Raw genomic sequence first — 17192 nt, forward strand, 5'->3', positions numbered from 1 at the left:
GGGATAACCCTCGTGCCGGTGCTAGTCTGACCGCGTGAGAATAGCGGGGGTGCCCGGAGCAGGGGGATCGAATGCAGACCGAGACGGTCGCGTTGACCCACGAGAAGGAAACCCTGCTGATCACGCTCTGGGCCAAGGCCGGCGAGAGCCGGCTGCCCGATTCCCTGCTCAAGGACCGTTTCGCTGCCGAGGCTGCTGCCCGCATCGACTACGACTTCGCCAGGCTCAAGGTCGACCGCAACATGATGATCGGCCTCGCCATGCGCGCGAGCACCCTCGACGGTTGGGTTCGCGATTTCCTCAAGCGGCACGCGAACGCGATCGTGTTGCATCTCGGCTGCGGGCTCGACAGCCGGGTCTTCCGGATCGACCCGCCCGCCGGCATCGATTGGTACGACGTCGACTATCCGGACGTCATCGCGCTCAGGCAAAAGCTCTACCCGGCTCGCGACGGCTATCATCTGATCGGCTCGTCGGTGACGGAGCCGGGCTGGATCGCCGAGCTGCCGCGGGATCGCCCGACGATGATCGTAGCCGAGGGGCTTTTGCTTTATCTGCCGGAAGGCGAGGTACCGCTGCTGCTGGAACGGCTGGTGCGGCATAGCCCGGCAGGCGAGATCGTCTTTGATGCCTACAGCGCGTTCGGCCTGCGCCTGATTGCGCTGCAGCCCTCGATCAAGGCGACCGGCGCGGTGCTGCACTGGGCACTCGACGATCCCGCCGAACTGGAGCGGCAGGTGCCGGGCCTGACCCTTGCGACCGAGCTGACGGCTTACGATCCCGACGGCTACGACCCGGCGCAGATCGCCCGCATGTCCTGGCAGGCGCGGCTGGCGATCCAGTTCTTCTCGCTTATCCCGCCGCTGGCGCGGCTCGGCCTGCTGCTGCGCTATCGCTTCTGAAGCCGGCTCAGGCGCGCACCACCACGAGCCCGGTCAGGATATCATGGCCGAGGCGCCGGTCCTCACGTACCAGCCCGCAGGCGATATCGAGGAACCAGAGGCCGACCGTACCGGCTGCGACATAGAAGAACAGCGCGTGCACGGCGGCTGCGAGCGCGTCCGGCCGGCCGCCCGAGGCGGTTTCGACCCGAAGGCCCGCCATGCGCATGCCGAGCGTCGCCTGCTTGCGTCCGCCGATGGTGATGGCGGCGTAGCCGAGCGCGACGGCGATTGTCGCCCCGCCCATCAGCAGCCAGGTCAGCCCGAAGGTGATGATGCCGAGAATACCAAGCAGGAACCAGACGATGCTGCCTAGAATGAACAACACGACGACGTCGCCGATCCAGGCGAACAGGCGCGAGCCCAGCACGCCGCGCGTATCCTGCAGCGGCCGGTCCTCCAGCGCGACGATCGGCGGCTGGCGATAGGACGGGTTCGACATCGACGTTGAGTTCCTCGTTGTTCCGGAGACCGGGATGGCCCACCGGCCAATAATGTTTGATCAGCCCGCCGGTTCCGCAAGACCCCGCGGATAGATCCGGCGCGGCGCGAAGCCTTCCTGGCGCAGCGCCTCCTCGATCGCGGCGGTGTGCGCCTCGTCGCGGGTCTCGATGGTGACGTCGAGCATCACGCCTTTGGCCGGCACGTCGAGGAAGAGCCGGCCATGGCTGACCTCGAGGATGTTGGCGCCGAGCGCGCCGAACAGGCTGGCGACCTTGCCGAGCAGGCCGGGCCGGTCGCTGGCGGTCAGGCGGAAGGCGGCGATGCGCTGTTCGCGCTCGAGCTCGCGCACCATGATCGCCGCCAGCAGGCGCGCATCGATATTGCCGCCCGAGAGCACGAGCCCGACCTTGCGGCCGCGGTAGCGCTCCGGCTCCTTCAGCATCGCCGCGAGTCCGGCGGCGCCGGCGCCTTCGGCGAGCGTATGCTGCAAGGTCGCGCAGGCGTTGACCGCGCGCTCGATCAGGTCCTCGCTGACCAGCACGATGTCGGAAACCAGCTCCTTCACCACCGGCAGGGTCTGCGTGCCGACGGTCTTGACCGCGATGCCCTCGGCCAGCGTCGCCCCGCCGATCGGCATCTGCGCGCCATGCACGGCATTGTGGAAGGAGGGGTAGAGCGCCGCCTCGACGCCGATCATCTCGATCGATGGCTTCAGCGCCTTGGCGGCGATGGCGTTGCCGGCCATCAGCCCGCCGCCGCCGAGCGGGATCAGCAGCGCGTCGAGCTCGGGCGCCTCCCGCAGCATCTCCAGCGCGACCGTGCCCTGGCCGGCCATCACCGCCGCATCGTCGTAAGGGTGGACGAAGACCAGGCTCTTCTCCGCTGCGATGTCGCGCGCCTTCTGCGCCGACTCGTAGAGCGTCTCGCCGAACAGCACGACCTCGGCGCCATGGGCGCGGGTGTTCTCCACCTTCACCAGCGGCGTCGTCTCGGGCATCACGATCGTCGCCGGGATGCCGAAGCGCCTGGCGTGATAGGCGACCGCCTGGGCGTGGTTTCCGGCCGACATGGCGATGACGCCGCGGCGCTTCTCGTCCCCGCTCAGGCTCAGCAGCTTGTTGACCGCGCCGCGCTCCTTGAAGGAGGCGGTCGCCTGCATGTTCTCGTGCTTGACGAAGACCTCTGCGCCGGTCAACGCCGACAGGCGCGGTGCCGGCATCAGCGGCGTCTTCAGCACATGGCCTGCGATGGTCTGCGCAGCCGCCTCGATATCGGCGAAGCTGATCGCGAAGCCGCTGCCCATCCGGTCCCCCAAATTATTCAGACTTGGCGCGGCGTCAGCGCGCCGTCGCCGAAGAAGCCGCCGGGGCGCAGGATCAGCGTCACGGCGAGCAAGCTATAGACCGCGATGTCCCGCTGTTCGAGCGGCATCGTGGCCGACCACAGCACTTCGAAGGCGGCGATGACGAGCCCGCCGAGGCAGGCGCCGGGCACCGAGCCGATGCCGCCGAGTACCGCCGCGACCAGCGCCTTGAGGCCGAGCGTGAAGCCGCCTGAAAAGCCCATGCCGCCATAGATCACGGTGACGATGACGCCGGCCGCGCCGCAGATCGCGCAGGCGATGATCAACGCCCGGTCGTGCACCGCGCCAGGATCGATCCCGAACAGGGAGGCGGTCTTGGCATCGTCGGAGACCGCGCGCCAGGCCCGGCCGTAAGACGAGCGGGCGAGATAGAGGATGAGGCAGGTCGCGGCCGAGAAGCCGAGCCCCGCCATGGCGAGCGAGACCGGCGTCGCGGTGACGATGAACTGCTCGGCGCGCGCGAGCTGCACCGGCTCGTTGAACACCGGCGGCAGCCAGCGCAGTTCGGGGCCTTGCGCGAGGCGCAAATATTCAGAGAGCGCGATGGCGAGCCCGATCGTCGCGATCAGCACCTGCTGGCCGTTGCTCTTGTCGAGATGGCGCAGCACGAAGCGCCCCATGGCGAAGCCGTGCAGGGCGCTGACCGCGATCGCGACGGCGAAGGCGATGAACAGGCCCGAGACCGGCGTCGAAACCGAGAGTGACAGCGTCAGCGCCACGCCGACCACGGCGGAGAGTGCCCCCAGTGCCGAGAACTCGCCGAAGGTCAGGAGGATGCGGCCATTGAGCCCGTAGATCAGCGCATAGGCGCTGGCGAGCAGGGCGTAGATCGCGGCCGAGGGCAGGGCGGCGAGGCCTTGCTGCAGGCCGTAGGCGAGGCCGGGCGACAAGGTGATGAGGTTGGCGCCGGGTGCGGCACCCGGATCGACCGGCGGCTCCGCCTTGTATTCGAGATAGAAGCGCCGCAGCAGCAGGAAGCTTGCGTCGGTCATCGGCACGCCATCGGAGGCCAAACCCGCCAGCGCGCCGCGTTGCAGCGTGGTGCCTTCGCCGACGAAGATGCAGTCGATGATGCGCCGGCGTGGCTGGGCGTCCGGCGCTTGCGCCCGGTAGCTGATGCGCAGGATGTCGGCGCGCGGGCCGGTTCCGGTGCCCTCGATGGTGATGACGGTGTCGGTGGGGTTCAGCGCCGGGATCGCCAGCCGGCAGGCGCGAATCTGATCGGTGTCGAAGCGCCCGCAGGCAGCGAGCACGAGGCAGAGCAGAATCGACGTGAGCAGGGCGCGCATCGCGGCGCACGCTAGCCTGCTTCACGGCGGGGCGGAACACGGCTTGTGCAGAGCGTCATGCTCGGGCTCGACCCAAGCATCTCTTTCAGGAGATTCTCGGGTCTGCGCTTCGCTTCGCCCGAGAATGACGGCGTGTTATGCGCGCTCCTTCAGCATCTTCGCGACCTTCGGTGCGAAATAGGTCAGCACCCCATCGGCGCCGGCGCGCTTGAAGGCGAGCAGGCTCTCCAGCATCGCCTTGTCGCCATCGAGCCAGCCATTGTTGGCCGCCGCCATGATCATCGCGTACTCGCCGGAGACCTGGTAGGCGAAGGTCGGCACCGAGAAGGTGTCCTTCACCCGCGCGATCACGTCGAGATAGGGCAGGCCGGGCTTGACCATCACCATGTCGGCGCCCTCTTCGAGGTCGAGCGCGACCTCAGCGATCGCCTCGTCGCTGTTGGCCGGGTCCATCTGATAGGTGCGCTTGTCGCCGATGAGCGTGGCGTTGGTGCCGATCGCGTCGCGGAACGGTCCGTAATAGGCCGAGGCGTACTTGGCCGAATAGGCCATGATCTGCACGTCCTCATGGCCGTCGGCGTCGAGCGCGGCGCGGATCGCGCCGACGCGCCCGTCCATCATGTCGGAAGGCGCGATCACGTCGGCGCCGGCGTCCGCCAGTGCCAGCGCCTGCCGGACGAGGATACCGACGCTGGGGTCGTTCAGGACCTTCTCGCCCTCCATCACGCCGTCATGGCCGTGCGAGGTATAGGGGTCGAGCGCCGCGTCGCAGATGATGCCGAGTTCCGGCACCGCCGCCTTGATCGCGCGCACCGCCCGGCACATCAGGTTGCGGCCGTTGAGCGCTTCCGAGCCGGTCTCGTCGCGCAGTGCCTGGTCGACGTAAGGGAAGGGCGCGATCGCAGGGACGCCGAGCCTCGCCGCAGCTTCCGCCTGGCGCACGGCCTCGTCGATATTGAGCCGGTCGACGCCCGGCATCCAGGCGACCGGCGAGACGGCTTCAGCCGAATCGATCAGGAAGATCGGCCAGATCAGGTCGTCGGTGGTCAGGCGGTTCTCGCGCACCAGCCGGCGTGACCACTCGGCCTTGCGGTTGCGGCGCATGCGGCGGGCGAGCCCGAGCGCGTCCGTCATGGCGGCCGCAGCCTCAGCCTGCCGCACTTGAGGTGCCGAGAACGGGCGCACAACCTTGGATGCCATCAACGCCTCCGCTTCGAACGCGATACTTGCTTGCTGGCGCTGCTTTAGCACATCGGAACCATTCCAAAACAGTTGCGATGGTCGCATGGCGACGCGCTCTTTTTGCGGGTGCTTCGCCAAGACGCACCGTGCGGTTGCGCGCTGCCCGGCGCGTTGACAGGCCTCCGGCCAACGCCCAAACACGGGGCCGGACCAGACGAAAGAGCACCATGTCGGACGAGCCGGACATCATCTGTGAAATCCGCGGCAACGCCGGCTTCGTCGTGCTCAACCGGCCGAAGGCGCTGAACGCGCTCAATCTTCCCATGGTCCGTGAGTTGGCCAAGGCGCTCGACGCCTGGGAGCATGATCCCGCCGTCACGCGCATCGTCGTCACCGCCGCCGGCGAGAAGGCCTTCTGCGCCGGCGGCGATATCCGCAGCCTGTACGATCTCGGCAAGGCCGGCGAATTCGAGGAGATGCTCGCCTTCTGGCGCGAGGAATACATCCTCAACGCCCGCATCCAGAGCTATCCCAAGCCTTACATCGCGTTGGTCGACGGCATCGTCATGGGCGGCGGCGTCGGCCTCTCCTTGCATGGCAATCATCGCGTCGCCGGCGAGCGCTGGCTCTTCGCCATGCCCGAGGTCGGCATCGGTTTCTTCCCGGATGTCGGCGCGACCTATGCCTTGCCGCGCCTGCCGGATCACGCCGGCACCTATCTCGCGTTGACCGGCGACCGCGTCGGCCAGGCCGACGCGCTGGCGCTAGGGCTCGCGACGCATGCGGTGCCCTCGGCGCGCATGGCCGAACTCGCCGAGGCCCTGACCGGCCCCGAACCGGTCGACGCCGTGATCGCGCGCTTCGCCGGGGATCCCGGCCCCGGCAGGCTCGCGCCTGAACGGGAGACGATCGCGCATTGCTTCGGCGCGGCGACGCTGCCGGAGGTGCTCGGCCGGCTCGATGCCAGGGCGGCCGCTGGCGATGCCTTCGCCGCCAAGGCGCTCGCCACGATCCGGGCGAAGTCGCCGACCAGTATCGCCATCACCTTCGAGCAGATGCGCCGCGGCGCCTCCCTCGGCTTCGCCGAGGCGATGCAGCTCGAATTCCGCATCGTCTCGCGGATTTCGCATGGCCATGACTTCTACGAGGGCGTCCGCGCCGCGGTGATCGACAAGGATCAGGCCCCGTCCTGGCGGCCCCGGACGCTGGAGGAGCTCGATCCGGCGGCGGTGGCGGGCCATTTCGTGCCGCTTGGCGAGACCGAGCTGGTGTTGGGCAACTGAGATGGCGGCAATGCGCGACGGCGAGGTTCTGCGCGGTCCGGCCCAGGCGGGCGAGGCCAAGAAGCGCGGCATACGCTGGCGGCTGATCCTGGTCTGGCTGCTGCGCCTGCTCTCGGTGATCTGGATCGGCAAGGGCCTGATGCACTGGGCGACGATCCTCGGCCTCGGGCTGGTCTTCGAGCCCGGCCCCGCCTTCGAGACGCGCCCGCTGACCTTCCAGGCGATCACCGTCTATTTCGCGGTCTTCGATCTCGTCGCCGGCGTCGGTCTCTGGCTGACCGCGACCTGGGGCGGCGTGCTCTGGCTGCTCGCCGCCGTCAGCCAGCTCCTGCTCGGCTTCTTCTTCCCGCGCTGGCTGACGCTTTCGCCCGCCTTGATCGGCACCTATGTCGCGCTGATGCTGACCTATTTCCTCGCCACCTGGGCGGCCGAGAACCAGGATAGCTGAGCCCGCCGGCTTGCCGCGAATACGGTGGGCCGCGGTAAGAATCGCTTTAGCTTAAGAGACTTGCGGTTCATTTTGGATTCACCCAAATGGGTAAATCCCTGATTCATCCTGATATTTAAACTCGTTTTCATCCGCCCCGCCTATGGTGTCTCTCAGAAGCGGACCGGGAGACAATCCTGGCCGGTAATCAACAGGCGGGATATTACCATGAAGAGCAATGTAAAGACTGTGGAGCCGGCTGCGTCCGATGAGGTTCAGCTCAAGGTGAAGCCGCTTTACCTTGAGTCCCTCACCTTGGTCGAGCGGCTGCATCGCCGGCTGCTCGACGTGATCAAGGACGAGTTCGAGCGCCGCAACCGTGACGACGTCAACAGCGTACAGGCGCTGCTCCTCTACAATATCGGCGACGCCGAGCTCTCGGCCAGCGAGCTGCGCACCCGCGGCTACTATCTCGGCTCGAACGTCTCCTACAACGTCAAGAAGCTGGTCGAGCTCGGCTTCCTGCACCACGCCCGTTCGCGGATCGATCGTCGCTCGGTGCGCATCAGCCTGACCGACAAGGGCCGCGAGGTGCATCACATCGTCAAGGGCGTCTACGACAAGCATGTCCGCACGGTCGAGCAGATCGGCGGCATCGCGGCCGACGACTTCGAGCGGATGAACAACGCCCTGCTGCGCCTTGAGCGCTTCTGGACCGACCAGATCCGCTACAAGCTCTGAGGAACGGGCCGCTGGCCCGTTTCAAGAAGAATATCCCGCAGCGCGCTTCGGCCTCCCGGCCGGGGCGCGTGCGCCTGTTTCTTTCTGGCAACAGCGATTTCCTTCCGGCCACAGCGATCAAACTCGCGTGAGCGCGACGCATCGCCGCCCTAAAAATGCCGCGCTCATCATGAGCTGTTAACTGTGGTAAGGGATCGTCCCCAGCGACCGGCCGAGGCGATTGCCAGGCCGAAGGGGCGGGTCGCGTCCCGCTCCGATGATACGCGAAGTCCAAGGGGTAACGATCGATGCCGAATATCCGCCTGACCCGCCGTGAGACGGTTCTGGCCATGCTCTCGACTGCTGCTACGGCTGCGAGCCTTCCGGCTTTCGCCCAGCAGGCCGAGTGGCGCCAGAGCTATGATGCCGGCTCGCGCAATGCGGTCCTGCGTTCCTCGACGCCGATGCTCTCGCCGGCCGCCTTGGCCGCGACCGAGCAGGCGGTCGAAGCCTACCGGGCGCTCGCCGCACGTGGCGGCTGGCCGGTCTTGCAGGTCAGCGAGCGGCTGTCCGTCGGCTCGCGCGGCCCGAGCGTCGTCGCGCTGCGCCAGCGGCTGATCATCACCGGCGATCTCGATGCCTCCGCCGGCGACAGCAACATCTATGATTCCTATGTCGAGGGCGGCATGCGCCGCTTCCAGTCGCGCATGGGCCTGTCGACCACCGGCAGCATCAACCGTGCGACGCTGGCTGCGCTCAACGTGCCGGTCGACCGGCGCATCCGCCAGCTCGAGACCAACATCGTGCGCCTGCGCACCTGGTCGGGCAATCTCGGCAATCGCTACGTCGTCGCGAACATCCCGGCGGCCGCGATCGAGACGGTCGAGAACGGCCATGTCGCGACCCGCCACGCGGCCGGCGTCGGCAAGATCGATCGCCAGTCGCCGCTGCTGCAGACCAAAATCCCCGAGGTCAATTTCAACCCGACCTGGACGGTTCCGGCTTCGATCATCCGCAAGGATCTGATCCCGAAGATGCGCAAGGAGCCGGGTTACCTCACCGAGAACAAGATCCGCATCATCGGGCCGAGCGGCGAGATCGCGCCCGAGCGCGTCAACTGGAACTCGGACGAGGCCACCCGCTACACCTTCCGCCAGGATCCCGGCGGCGAGTTCAACTCGCTCGGCTTCGTGCGCATCAACATCCCGAGTCCGCACGGCGTCTACATGCACGACACGCCGTCGAAGGGCATCTTCGGCGACGATTTCCGCTTCGTCTCCTCGGGCTGCATCCGCGTCCAGAACGTGCGTGACTATATCTCCTTCCTGCTCAAGGAGACGCCCGGCTGGGATCGCGCCAAGATCGACGAGACCATCGCCTCGGGCGAGCGCGTCAACGCCCGCATCGCCAATCCGGTGCCGTGCTACTGGGTCTACATCACCGCCTGGGCGACCCCGGATGGCGGCGTGCAGTTCCGCGACGACATCTACAACAAGGACGGGCTCGGCCCAGCGGCCGTGGCGGCTCTCCAGGGCGATCAGGACATCTGAGCGCTTCGATCTGGTGATCGATGTTGCGACCCGCCGGAGACGGCGGGTCGTTTCGTTTTGAGGTTATTGCTGGCCTCACCCCGAGCGCTTCGCCGAGAGCAATGCGCAGGTTTTCAGAGATTAGGCTTCTGTATCCATTACGCTGTCATCCCGGACGGAGCGCAGCGTAGATCCGGGATCCATTCCAGAGCCTTCCCGAAAGAGGTTCCGGAATGGGTCCCGGGTCTCCCTCCGGTCGCCCGGAACGACCCGCGCTTTTTCAGCAAGGGGTAACTGCCAGCTTCAGCCGGCCTTCGTCGCCTCGGCGAGATTGGCGGCGACGCAGCTCGCGAAGGCTCGCGTCCCAAGCGGGCCGCCGAGATCGCGCGTGCGCAGCTCCGGCGCCTTGATCGTCAGGTCGATCGCCCGCTCGATCACCTGCCCCGCCTGCAACAGGGCAGGGGCCTGCCGCCGCTCGCCGAGCCAGGCGAGCAGCATCGCGGTCGAACCGATCAGCGAGGCCGGGTTGGCGAGGTCGCGCCCGGCGATATCGGGCGCCGAGCCGTGCTGCGCCTGCGCCACTGCATGGTCCTCGCCGGCATTGAGCGAGGCGGCGAGGCCGAGGCTGCCGGAGATCTCCGAAGCCTGGTCGGAGAGGATGTCGCCGAACATGTTGGTGGTGACGATCACGTCGAAGACGCTGGCGTCGCGCACCAGAAGGGCCGCCATCGCGTCGATGATCTTCTCGTCGTACTCGACGTCGGGATAGCGCTCCGCCACCGACCGCACGCATTCCAGGAAGAGCCCGTCGGAGATGCGCAGCACATTGGCCTTGTGCACCGCCGTGACCTTGCGCCGGCGCTGGCGGGCGAGCGCGAAGGCGCTCTCGGCGATGCGCAGGGAGGCCTGCCGCGTCACCTTGCGGAACGACAAAGCGAGGTCGGGCGTCGGCATGATCTCGCCGGGGCCCAGATGCATTGAGCGATCGGAATAGAAGCCTTCGGTGTTCTCGCGCACCATGACGAGGTCGAGCGGCTTGCCGCAGCGTGGCGCAAAACCCTCGCGCGAGCGAGCCGGGCGGATATTGGCGTAGAGGTCGAGCCGCTTGCGCAACTGGCCGGACGGGTTGAGCCCGCCCTTCTCGGCCGGCGGATACTCGTTGTGCGAGACCGGGCCGAGGATGACGCCGTCGGCCCGCTTGGCAGCTTCCAGAACACCCTCGGGAAAGGTCGTGCCCTGGTTCGCGAGGGCTGTGAAGCCGATCTCGGCCCGCTCATAGGCGAGCGTGAAGCCGAACAGCGCGCTCGCGGCGTCGAGCACCTTGCAGGTCGCCGCCGCGATCTCGGGGCCGATGCCGTCTCCTTCGAGGACGAGCAGGCGCAGGGCAGGGGATGTCGCGTCGGTCATGATCGGCGTCGGTCCGGATGTCGTGGAAGGTAAAGCGGGCAGGAAAGGTCACTCGACCTTGATGTCGGCCTCGGCGACGACCTTCGACCACTTCTCGCGCTCGGCCTTGACGAAGGCGGCGAACTCGGTGGGTGTGTTGCCGATCGGCTGGGCGCCTTCGAGCTCGAGATTGCGGCGGACATCCGGCAGGTTGATGATCGTCGCGACCTCGCTGCGCAGCTTGTCGATGATCGCCTGCGGCGTGCCCTTGCGCACGAAGACGCCGTACCAGCCGCTCGCCTCGTAGCCGGGCACGCCGGCCTCCGCGAGCGTCGGTACCTGTGGCAGGGCAGGGGCCCGCTCCGCAGTGGTGACGGCGAGCGCTTTGAGGCCGCCGCCGTTCACATGGCCGATCGCCGAGGGCAACGTCGCGAACATCATCGGGATATGCCCGCCGAGCAGGTCGTTCAGCGCCGGCCCGGCGCCGCGATAGGCGGCGTGCTTCAGCTTGACCTTGGCCGTCAGCTCGAACAGGGCGGTGGCGATGTGGTTGGCCGAGCCGTGTCCGGCCGTGCCGTAGGTCAGCCCCTCCGGCTGGTCCTTGGCGAGCGCGATCAATTCCGCGACCGAGTTGGCCTTGACCGAAGTATGCACCAGCAGGAGCAGCGGCGCCTTGGCGATCAGCGTCACCGGTTCCAATACCTCGGCCGGATCGTATTTGAGGTTCTTGAACAGGCTCGGATTGACCGCCATCGGGCCGATATTGCTGATCAGCACGGTGTAGCCATCGGCTGGAGCCTGCGCCGCGGCGGTGGTGCCGAGATTGCCGCCGGCGCCGGCGCGATTCTCGACCACGACGCCGACTCCGAGACGCTCCTGCAGCTTCAGCGCAACCGCGCGCGCAATCACGTCGGTGCCACCGCCGGCGGCATAGGGCACGACCATGCTGATCGGCTTGCTCGGCCAGTCCTGCGCCTTCGCGGTGACGGCGGACGTGGCGGCGAGCGAGGCTGCGAGCAGGAGCCTCGTGATCCGGCGTGACATGGTACCTCCCAAATGATTTTGATTTTCGGTATACTGAAGTATTCTGAAATCAATGACTGGGGCAAGCGTTGATTTCGGCGCGGGAGCGGGCGATCACCGCAGCCGGCGTTTGGAGCGGGAGAGGGCGCAGTTTGACGGTGTTCGCGGATGTCCAGCCGGCGCGCTCGCTTGCGGGCCAGGCCTATGCCCGCCTGCGCGCGGCGATCGATGCCGGCGAGCTCAGGCCCGGCATGCGCCTGCGCGAGGAGGATCTCGCCGCTCGCCTGGAGATGAGCCGCACGCCTTTGCGCGAGGCGGTGCGCCGGCTCGAGGCCGAGGGCTTCTTCACCCGCGATTCGCGCACGCTCGTCGTCATGACGCTCGATCACCAGGCGGTGTCCGAGCTTTATGCGATGCGTGAGGTGCTGGAGGGGACCGTCGCCGCCTTCGCCGCGCGCCATGCTTCCGAGGGGGAGGTCGCGTTGCTGCGCGATCTGCACGGGATCGAGGCCGGGTTGCTCGCGTGCCCGCAGGAACTCGCCCGCCACAATGAGCGCTTCCATTCGACGCTCTACGGCGCGGCGCATAACCGCTATCTGCTGAAGGCTCTGAACGCATTGCGCGATGCGCGTGCGCTGCTCGGCTCATCGACCTTGCTTGATTCGGCGCGGGCGGCTCAGGCGCATGCCGAGCATGATGCCATCGTCTCGGCAGTGGAGGCTCGCGATCCGGCCAAGGCCGAAGCAGCCGCACGAGATCACATCAGGGCCGCCGGGCGGGAGCGGCTGCGGCGGCTGGTGCAGGCGGGCTGATCCCGCCGGCAATCGGCTCGTATCAGGCCAGATTGTCGGCGATCAGGAAGCCGAGCAACGAGATGCACGCCATCACGATCGAGATTTCCAGAAGACTGAAACCCATTGCTACCTCCACCGCTGTGGGAGGCAACGCAACTCGCTCGCCTTGGTTCCGCCGCAGCTGCGGCAATTTTGTGATGGCGCGCCTCAGTGTGCCCTTTTCCGCGGCGCGACCGCAGGCGCAGGCTCATCCTCCGCTGTCGCCAGATGCCGGCCGACGATGTGGAGCACGACATAGCCGATCACCGCCGACAGCGCCGATCCTGCGAGCACGCCGATCTTGGTCGCAGCGGCCAATGCCGGGACCTTTTCGAAGGCGAGCGAGCCGATGAACAGGCTCATGGTGAAGCCGATGCCGCAGAGCAGCGAGACGCCGTAGACCTGCGCCCAGGTCGCCTTGGCCGGCATGGTGCCTAGGCCCAGCCTGACCGCGAGCCAGGCAAAGCCGAAGACGCCGATCTGCTTGCCGAGGAAGAGCCCGAGCATGATGCCGAGCGGTACCGGCGTCAGCAGCAGGGAAGGCGACATGCCGGCGATCGCGACGCCGGCATTGGCGAAGCCGAAGATCGGCACGATGAAATAGGACGACCAGGGATGGAGCCGGTGCTCCAGCGTGTGCAACGGCGAATGTTCAGGCTCGTCGCTCTCCGCGCCGTGGCCGCCGAGCGGGATGGTCAGCGCCAGCGCGACACCGGCAAGCGTGGCGTGGATCCCGGATTTCAGCACGAAGAACCAGAGCAGGGCGCCGATGGCGAGATAGAGCGGCAGCAAGCGGACGCCGCGCAGGTTGAGCATGATCAGCACGGCGAGGCAGGTGGCAGCGCCGGCCAGCATCGGCAGCGAGAGGTTGCCGGAGTAGAACAGGGCGATGATCAGGATCGCGCCGAGATCATCGAGAATGGCGAGCGCGGTCAGGAAAATCTTGAGCGAGACCGGCACGCGCGAGCCCAATATCGCGAGCACACCGAGCGCGAAGGCGATGTCGGTCGCGGCGGGGATCGCCCAGCCGCGTAGCGCCTGCGCATCGCTCCAGGCGAGCGCGGCATAGATCAGGGCTGGCGCGATCATGCCGCCGAGTGCAGCCACCGCCGGCAAGGCGCGTCGGCTCCAGGTCGCGAGCTGGCCTTCGAGGAACTCGCGCTTGATCTCCAGCCCGACGAGCAGGAAGAACAGCGCCATCAGCGCATCGTTGATCCAGTGCAGGATCGAGAGGCCCGCGACCTTCGCGTCCAGGATCGTAAAATAGACGATGCCCAGCGGTGAGTTCGCGATGATCAGCGCCAAGGCCGCAGAACAGACCAGCAGGACTCCGGCTGCTGCTCCGCTCTCCATGAACGCGTGCAGGGGCGAGCGGCGCTTGGGCGGCCAATCCGGAGCTTCGGCTTCGATCTGCTGCGCATCCTGGGTCACGCCGGCATCCCCCGTCTTCTTGTCGCCTGGATATCGCAGGCGCGCTGCGACATCCCGATGTCGGTTCGATTGCAGCCAACGGTTGTGCCGCCAGGCGGCGAGTCGGCTCACTCGACCTGTGAAATAGAGCAGAGCGGGCGCGATGCCGCGTTCCATATCGCCGCACTATCGCCCGCGAAGTCGGCTGGCGCCACCCGCCAGCACGGCTGCTGCAGTCATTGCGGCGAGCAGCACGGCCGTGCCACCAAAGAGGCTGGCATAGCCGTAGCCAGCGATCAAAGGCGTGCTGATGAGCGGCGAGCAGAACTGGCCGATGAAGATCGAGGCGGTCAGGATGCCGCCGGCCAGCCCGCGCTTCTGCGGCGGCGCCAGATTGAGGGCTAACGCTACGAAGCTTGGCGAGACCAGGGCATAGCCGGCGCCGATCGCGGCCACCGCGCCGAAGATCGCAAGCGGCGTCGCGGCGAGCAGCAGAACGAGAAAGCCGAGCGCCATCGCCCCATAGCCCAGTGCGAAGATGCCGGTATAGCCGACGGCGCGCTGGATACGGCGATAGAGCAGCGCGAAGCCACCACCCGACAGCATCAGCACGCCCAGAGCCGAACCGGTCATGATCGCGCTGTCATAGCCCTGCGCATCCAGGAAGAACGACAGCTGCGTCGGCATGATGAAGAAGATCATGTTGGTGACGCCCTGGAGCAGCACCAGCATGGCGAAGAGCAGCCGCCAGGGCAGGCGGTCGTCACTCGCACCTGCCGGGATTGCGCCGGCCGCCGGCGACAGGCGCGGCGGATCGACGATGACCAGCCACATCAGCGGCAGGAAGGCTGCGGCAAGCCCGTAGATCGCGAAGGGCAGGCGCGGCGAGATCGTCGCGACCCAGCCGGCGCTGAGGATGAAGACGAGGCCGCCGAGATTGCGGGCCGAGATCTGCAGGCCGGTCAGCGCATTGCGGTCGTCGCCGCTGAAGTAGTCGCCGATCAGCGCCGTCTGCGCCGTCATGATCAGGGCGACCGCGATCCCCAGCACAAGGCGGCTCGCGAAGATCGACGGCAGGTCGGGCAGGACCAGCCCTGCACATCCCGAGATGACGAACAGGACCACGCCGAAGAGCAGCAGTCGGCGCCGTCCGATTCGGTCCGCCGCGATCCCGGCGAGCGGGGCACAGATCGCGACGCTGAGCGAAGGCGCCGGCACCAAGAGCCGCGTCAGCAGCGCCGCATTGGGGTCGTCCGCGAACAGACGCTCGAGCCCGGGCAGCGCCGGGGCGATCGTCGCATTCGCCATGGTGGTTAGCGATGCCGCCATGAGAAGGGCGATGGCGCGCCGGTCCTGCCAGACCGGAATTTGCCTTGTAGCGATAATGGCTTCCATGATGTTCCTCTTGCCGAAATGATACGTTCGGCGGAAGCGTACGAATTCAAGTCGACTTGAGGTCAAGCCATGCGTGTTCTCGATATCGGCGAGGTGGCCGAGCGCTCGGGCGTCGTGCCCTCGACGCTGCGCTACTATGAGGAGATCGGCCTGATCGCCTCGCTCGGGCGGCGGGGCCTGCGACGGCAGTTCGACGGCGACGTGCTGCTGAAGCTGTCGCTGATCGCCATGGGCAAGGCCGCCGGCTTCTCGCTTGAGGAGATCGCCGGCATGTTCGGGCGCGACGGCAGGCCCGAGATCCCGCGCGACCAGCTGCGCGTCAGGGCGGACGAGCTGCAGCGGCAGATGGTCGAACTGCGGACGCTGCGGGATGTCCTGCGCCACGTCGCCGATTGCCCGGCGCCGAGCCATCTGGAGTGCCCGACCTTCCGCAAACTCATGCAGGCGGCATCGCGCGAGCGGCTGGTTTATCGCCCGTCCCGCAAGTCGCCACGGACACGGTGAACGTGCCGCGTCCCGCGGCCATCTATCACTTGGACAGCCTCACATCGCGTGATAGGGACCGCGAACGGGGCCAGGCCGCGATCGGCCGCCGCATTCTTCAGGAGTCGGACATGACCGAAGCCGCGCTGGACAAGCACCTCTCCAACTCCTTCTTTGGCGCGTCGCTTGCCGATGTCGATCCTGAGATCGCCCGTGCCATCGAGCTCGAGCTTGGTCGCCAGCGCGACGAGATCGAGCTGATCGCTTCCGAGAACATCGTCTCGCGCGCCGTGCTCGAGGCGCAGGGCTCGGTGATGACCAACAAATATGCCGAGGGCTATCCGGGCCGGCGCTATTACGGCGGTTGTCAGTTCGTCGACATCGCCGAGAAGCTCGCGATCGAGCGCGCCTGCCGCCTGTTCGATTGCCAGTTCGCCAATGTTCAGCCGAATTCCGGCAGCCAGGCCAATCAGGCCGTGTTCATGGCGCTGATGCAGCCGGGCGACACCTTCATGGGCCTCGACCTCGCCGCCGGCGGCCATCTCACCCATGGCGCCCCGGTCAACCAGTCGGGCAAGTGGTTCAAGGTCGTGCCCTATGGCGTCTGCGTCGTCGATCAGGTCATCGACTATGACGCGATGGAGCGCCTCGCGGTCGAGAACAAGCCGAAGATCATCGTCGCCGGCGGCTCGGCCTATGCCCGCCATTGGGATTTCGCCCGCTTCCGCGAGATCGCCGACAAGGTGGGCGCCTATTTCATGGTCGACATCGCCCATTTCGCCGGGCTGGTTGCCGGCGGCGCGCATCCCTCGCCGTTCCCGCACGCCCATGTCGTCACCACCACCACGCACAAGACCCTGCGCGGCCCGCGCGGCGGCATGGTGCTGACCAATGACGAGGCGATCGCCAAGAAGATCAACTCGGCCGTGTTCCCGGGCCTGCAGGGCGGGCCGCTGATGCACGTCATCGCCGCCAAGGCCGTCTCCTTCGAGGAGGCGCTGCGGCCGGAGTTCAAGACCTACGCCCACGCTGTCGTCGCCAATGCCAAGGCGCTGGCCGAGACCTTGAAGTCGAAGGGCTTCGACCTCGTCACCGGCGGCACCGACAACCATCTGATGCTGGTCGACCTGCGCTCGAAGAAGGTCACCGGCAAGGCGGCCGAGGCCGCGCTTGGCCGCGCCCACATCACCTGCAACAAGAATGGCATACCCTTCGATCCGGAAAAGCCGATGGTCACCTCGGGCATTCGTCTGGGCACCCCGGCGGCGACCTCGCGCGGCTTCGGTGTCGCCGAGTTCAAGAAGGTCGGCGAATTGATCGCCGAGGTGCTCGACGGCCTCGCCGCCAATGGCGAGGAGGGCAACGCCGCCGTCGAGCAGGCGGTCAAGGCCAAGGCGCACGAGCTGACCGCGCGCTTCCCGATCTACTGAGCGGGAAACAGCCGGGACCTCGCAGAGCATCGGACCGAAAAGTGGATTCCACTT

Annotated in this window: 16 protein-coding genes; 8 read left to right on the top strand and 8 right to left on the bottom strand. The window is 67.1% G+C overall.

Annotation, left to right across the window (positions count from 1 at the left end; genetic code table 11):
• Positions 1 to 71: 71 nt before the first annotated feature.
• The gene (locus ASE66_RS23565) at positions 72 to 902 is read left to right on the top strand and encodes a class I SAM-dependent methyltransferase (protein WP_057192204.1); all 831 of its coding nucleotides are present in this window, start codon (positions 72 to 74) and stop codon (positions 900 to 902) included.
• 7 nt (positions 903 to 909) lie between these two features.
• On the opposite strand, the gene ASE66_RS23570 is transcribed toward ASE66_RS23565, so the two are convergent.
• The 4 genes from ASE66_RS23570 to hemB form a co-directional block, all read right to left on the bottom strand.
• Positions 910 to 1383: an RDD family protein gene (locus tag ASE66_RS23570; protein WP_057192205.1), complete on the bottom strand. Its 474-nt coding sequence runs from the start codon at positions 1381 to 1383 to the stop codon at positions 910 to 912.
• Positions 1384 to 1443: 60 nt separating this feature from the next.
• Positions 1444 to 2688: a threonine ammonia-lyase gene (locus ASE66_RS23575; RefSeq protein ID WP_057192206.1), complete on the bottom strand. Its 1245-nt coding sequence runs from the start codon at positions 2686 to 2688 to the stop codon at positions 1444 to 1446.
• A gap of 17 nt (positions 2689 to 2705) precedes the next feature.
• Complete coding sequence (locus ASE66_RS23580; protein WP_057192207.1) at positions 2706 to 4037, bottom strand: branched-chain amino acid ABC transporter permease; 1332 nt, start codon at positions 4035 to 4037, stop codon at positions 2706 to 2708.
• Positions 4038 to 4172: 135 nt separating this feature from the next.
• On the bottom strand, positions 4173 to 5171 hold the full coding sequence (gene hemB, locus ASE66_RS23585) for a porphobilinogen synthase (RefSeq protein ID WP_244495091.1): 999 nt from the start codon (positions 5169 to 5171) through the stop codon (positions 4173 to 4175).
• A 275-nt stretch (positions 5172 to 5446) separates the two neighbouring features.
• On the opposite strand from hemB, the gene ASE66_RS23590 reads away from it, so the two are divergent.
• The 4 genes from ASE66_RS23590 (at position 5447) to ASE66_RS23605 (ending at position 9199) form a co-directional block, all read left to right on the top strand.
• The gene (locus tag ASE66_RS23590) at positions 5447 to 6502 is read left to right on the top strand and encodes an enoyl-CoA hydratase/isomerase family protein (protein ID WP_057192209.1); all 1056 of its coding nucleotides are present in this window, start codon (positions 5447 to 5449) and stop codon (positions 6500 to 6502) included.
• A gap of 1 nt (position 6503) precedes the next feature.
• Positions 6504 to 6950 (top strand): DUF6163 family protein, encoded by a 447-nt coding sequence (locus tag ASE66_RS23595; protein WP_156412300.1) that lies wholly within the window; start codon positions 6504 to 6506, stop codon positions 6948 to 6950.
• 207 nt (positions 6951 to 7157) lie between these two features.
• The gene (gene ldtR, locus ASE66_RS23600; RefSeq protein ID WP_057192211.1) at positions 7158 to 7670 is read left to right on the top strand and encodes a transcriptional regulator LdtR; all 513 of its coding nucleotides are present in this window, start codon (positions 7158 to 7160) and stop codon (positions 7668 to 7670) included.
• A 287-nt stretch (positions 7671 to 7957) separates the two neighbouring features.
• Entirely contained in the window at positions 7958 to 9199 is a 1242-nt protein-coding gene (locus tag ASE66_RS23605; protein ID WP_082613685.1) for a L,D-transpeptidase family protein, read from the top strand.
• A 282-nt stretch (positions 9200 to 9481) separates the two neighbouring features.
• On the opposite strand, the gene ASE66_RS23610 is transcribed toward ASE66_RS23605, so the two are convergent.
• The gene (locus ASE66_RS23610) at positions 9482 to 10585 is read right to left on the bottom strand and encodes an isocitrate/isopropylmalate dehydrogenase family protein (protein WP_057192212.1); all 1104 of its coding nucleotides are present in this window, start codon (positions 10583 to 10585) and stop codon (positions 9482 to 9484) included.
• Positions 10586 to 10633: 48 nt separating this feature from the next.
• On the bottom strand, positions 10634 to 11608 hold the full coding sequence (locus ASE66_RS23615; RefSeq protein ID WP_156412301.1) for a Bug family tripartite tricarboxylate transporter substrate binding protein: 975 nt from the start codon (positions 11606 to 11608) through the stop codon (positions 10634 to 10636).
• A gap of 137 nt (positions 11609 to 11745) precedes the next feature.
• Here ASE66_RS23615 and ASE66_RS23620 point away from each other — a divergent pair, with 137 nt between their 5' ends.
• Positions 11746 to 12399 (top strand): GntR family transcriptional regulator, encoded by a 654-nt coding sequence (locus ASE66_RS23620; RefSeq protein WP_244495092.1) that lies wholly within the window; start codon positions 11746 to 11748, stop codon positions 12397 to 12399.
• A 189-nt stretch (positions 12400 to 12588) separates the two neighbouring features.
• On the opposite strand, the gene nhaA is transcribed toward ASE66_RS23620, so the two are convergent.
• On the bottom strand, positions 12589 to 13851 hold the full coding sequence (gene nhaA / locus ASE66_RS23625) for a Na+/H+ antiporter NhaA (protein ID WP_413814289.1): 1263 nt from the start codon (positions 13849 to 13851) through the stop codon (positions 12589 to 12591).
• A gap of 165 nt (positions 13852 to 14016) precedes the next feature.
• Entirely contained in the window at positions 14017 to 15225 is a 1209-nt protein-coding gene (locus tag ASE66_RS23630; RefSeq protein WP_057192214.1) for an MFS transporter, read from the bottom strand.
• Positions 15226 to 15294: 69 nt separating this feature from the next.
• Between ASE66_RS23630 and ASE66_RS23635 the strand changes: the two genes are divergently transcribed.
• Positions 15295 to 15729, top strand: coding sequence for a helix-turn-helix domain-containing protein (locus tag ASE66_RS23635; protein WP_057192215.1), 435 nt, complete (start codon positions 15295 to 15297; stop codon positions 15727 to 15729).
• Positions 15730 to 15839: 110 nt separating this feature from the next.
• Positions 15840 to 17138, top strand: coding sequence for a serine hydroxymethyltransferase (gene glyA / locus ASE66_RS23640; RefSeq protein WP_057192216.1), 1299 nt, complete (start codon positions 15840 to 15842; stop codon positions 17136 to 17138).
• The last annotated feature ends 54 nt before the right edge of the window (positions 17139 to 17192 follow it).

Source organism: Allobosea sp. Root483D1, from assembly GCF_001429505.1.
GTDB lineage: Bacteria > Pseudomonadota > Alphaproteobacteria > Rhizobiales > Beijerinckiaceae > Allobosea.

Coding starts and splice junctions, on each gene's coding strand:
- ASE66_RS23565 (WP_057192204.1), top strand. CDS start 72: ATGCAGACCGAGACGGTCGCGTTGACCCACGAGAAGGAAACCCTGCTG.
- ASE66_RS23570 (WP_057192205.1), bottom strand. CDS start 1,383: ATGTCGAACCCGTCCTATCGCCAGCCGCCGATCGTCGCGCTGGAGGAC.
- ASE66_RS23575 (WP_057192206.1), bottom strand. CDS start 2,688: ATGGGCAGCGGCTTCGCGATCAGCTTCGCCGATATCGAGGCGGCTGCG.
- ASE66_RS23580 (WP_057192207.1), bottom strand. CDS start 4,037: ATGCGCGCCCTGCTCACGTCGATTCTGCTCTGCCTCGTGCTCGCTGCC.
- hemB (WP_244495091.1), bottom strand. CDS start 5,171: ATGACGGACGCGCTCGGGCTCGCCCGCCGCATGCGCCGCAACCGCAAG.
- ASE66_RS23590 (WP_057192209.1), top strand. CDS start 5,447: ATGTCGGACGAGCCGGACATCATCTGTGAAATCCGCGGCAACGCCGGC.
- ASE66_RS23595 (WP_156412300.1), top strand. CDS start 6,504: ATGGCGGCAATGCGCGACGGCGAGGTTCTGCGCGGTCCGGCCCAGGCG.
- ldtR (WP_057192211.1), top strand. CDS start 7,158: ATGAAGAGCAATGTAAAGACTGTGGAGCCGGCTGCGTCCGATGAGGTT.
- ASE66_RS23605 (WP_082613685.1), top strand. CDS start 7,958: ATGCCGAATATCCGCCTGACCCGCCGTGAGACGGTTCTGGCCATGCTC.
- ASE66_RS23610 (WP_057192212.1), bottom strand. CDS start 10,585: ATGACCGACGCGACATCCCCTGCCCTGCGCCTGCTCGTCCTCGAAGGA.
- ASE66_RS23615 (WP_156412301.1), bottom strand. CDS start 11,608: ATGTCACGCCGGATCACGAGGCTCCTGCTCGCAGCCTCGCTCGCCGCC.
- ASE66_RS23630 (WP_057192214.1), bottom strand. CDS start 15,225: ATGGAAGCCATTATCGCTACAAGGCAAATTCCGGTCTGGCAGGACCGG.
- ASE66_RS23635 (WP_057192215.1), top strand. CDS start 15,295: ATGCGTGTTCTCGATATCGGCGAGGTGGCCGAGCGCTCGGGCGTCGTG.
- glyA (WP_057192216.1), top strand. CDS start 15,840: ATGACCGAAGCCGCGCTGGACAAGCACCTCTCCAACTCCTTCTTTGGC.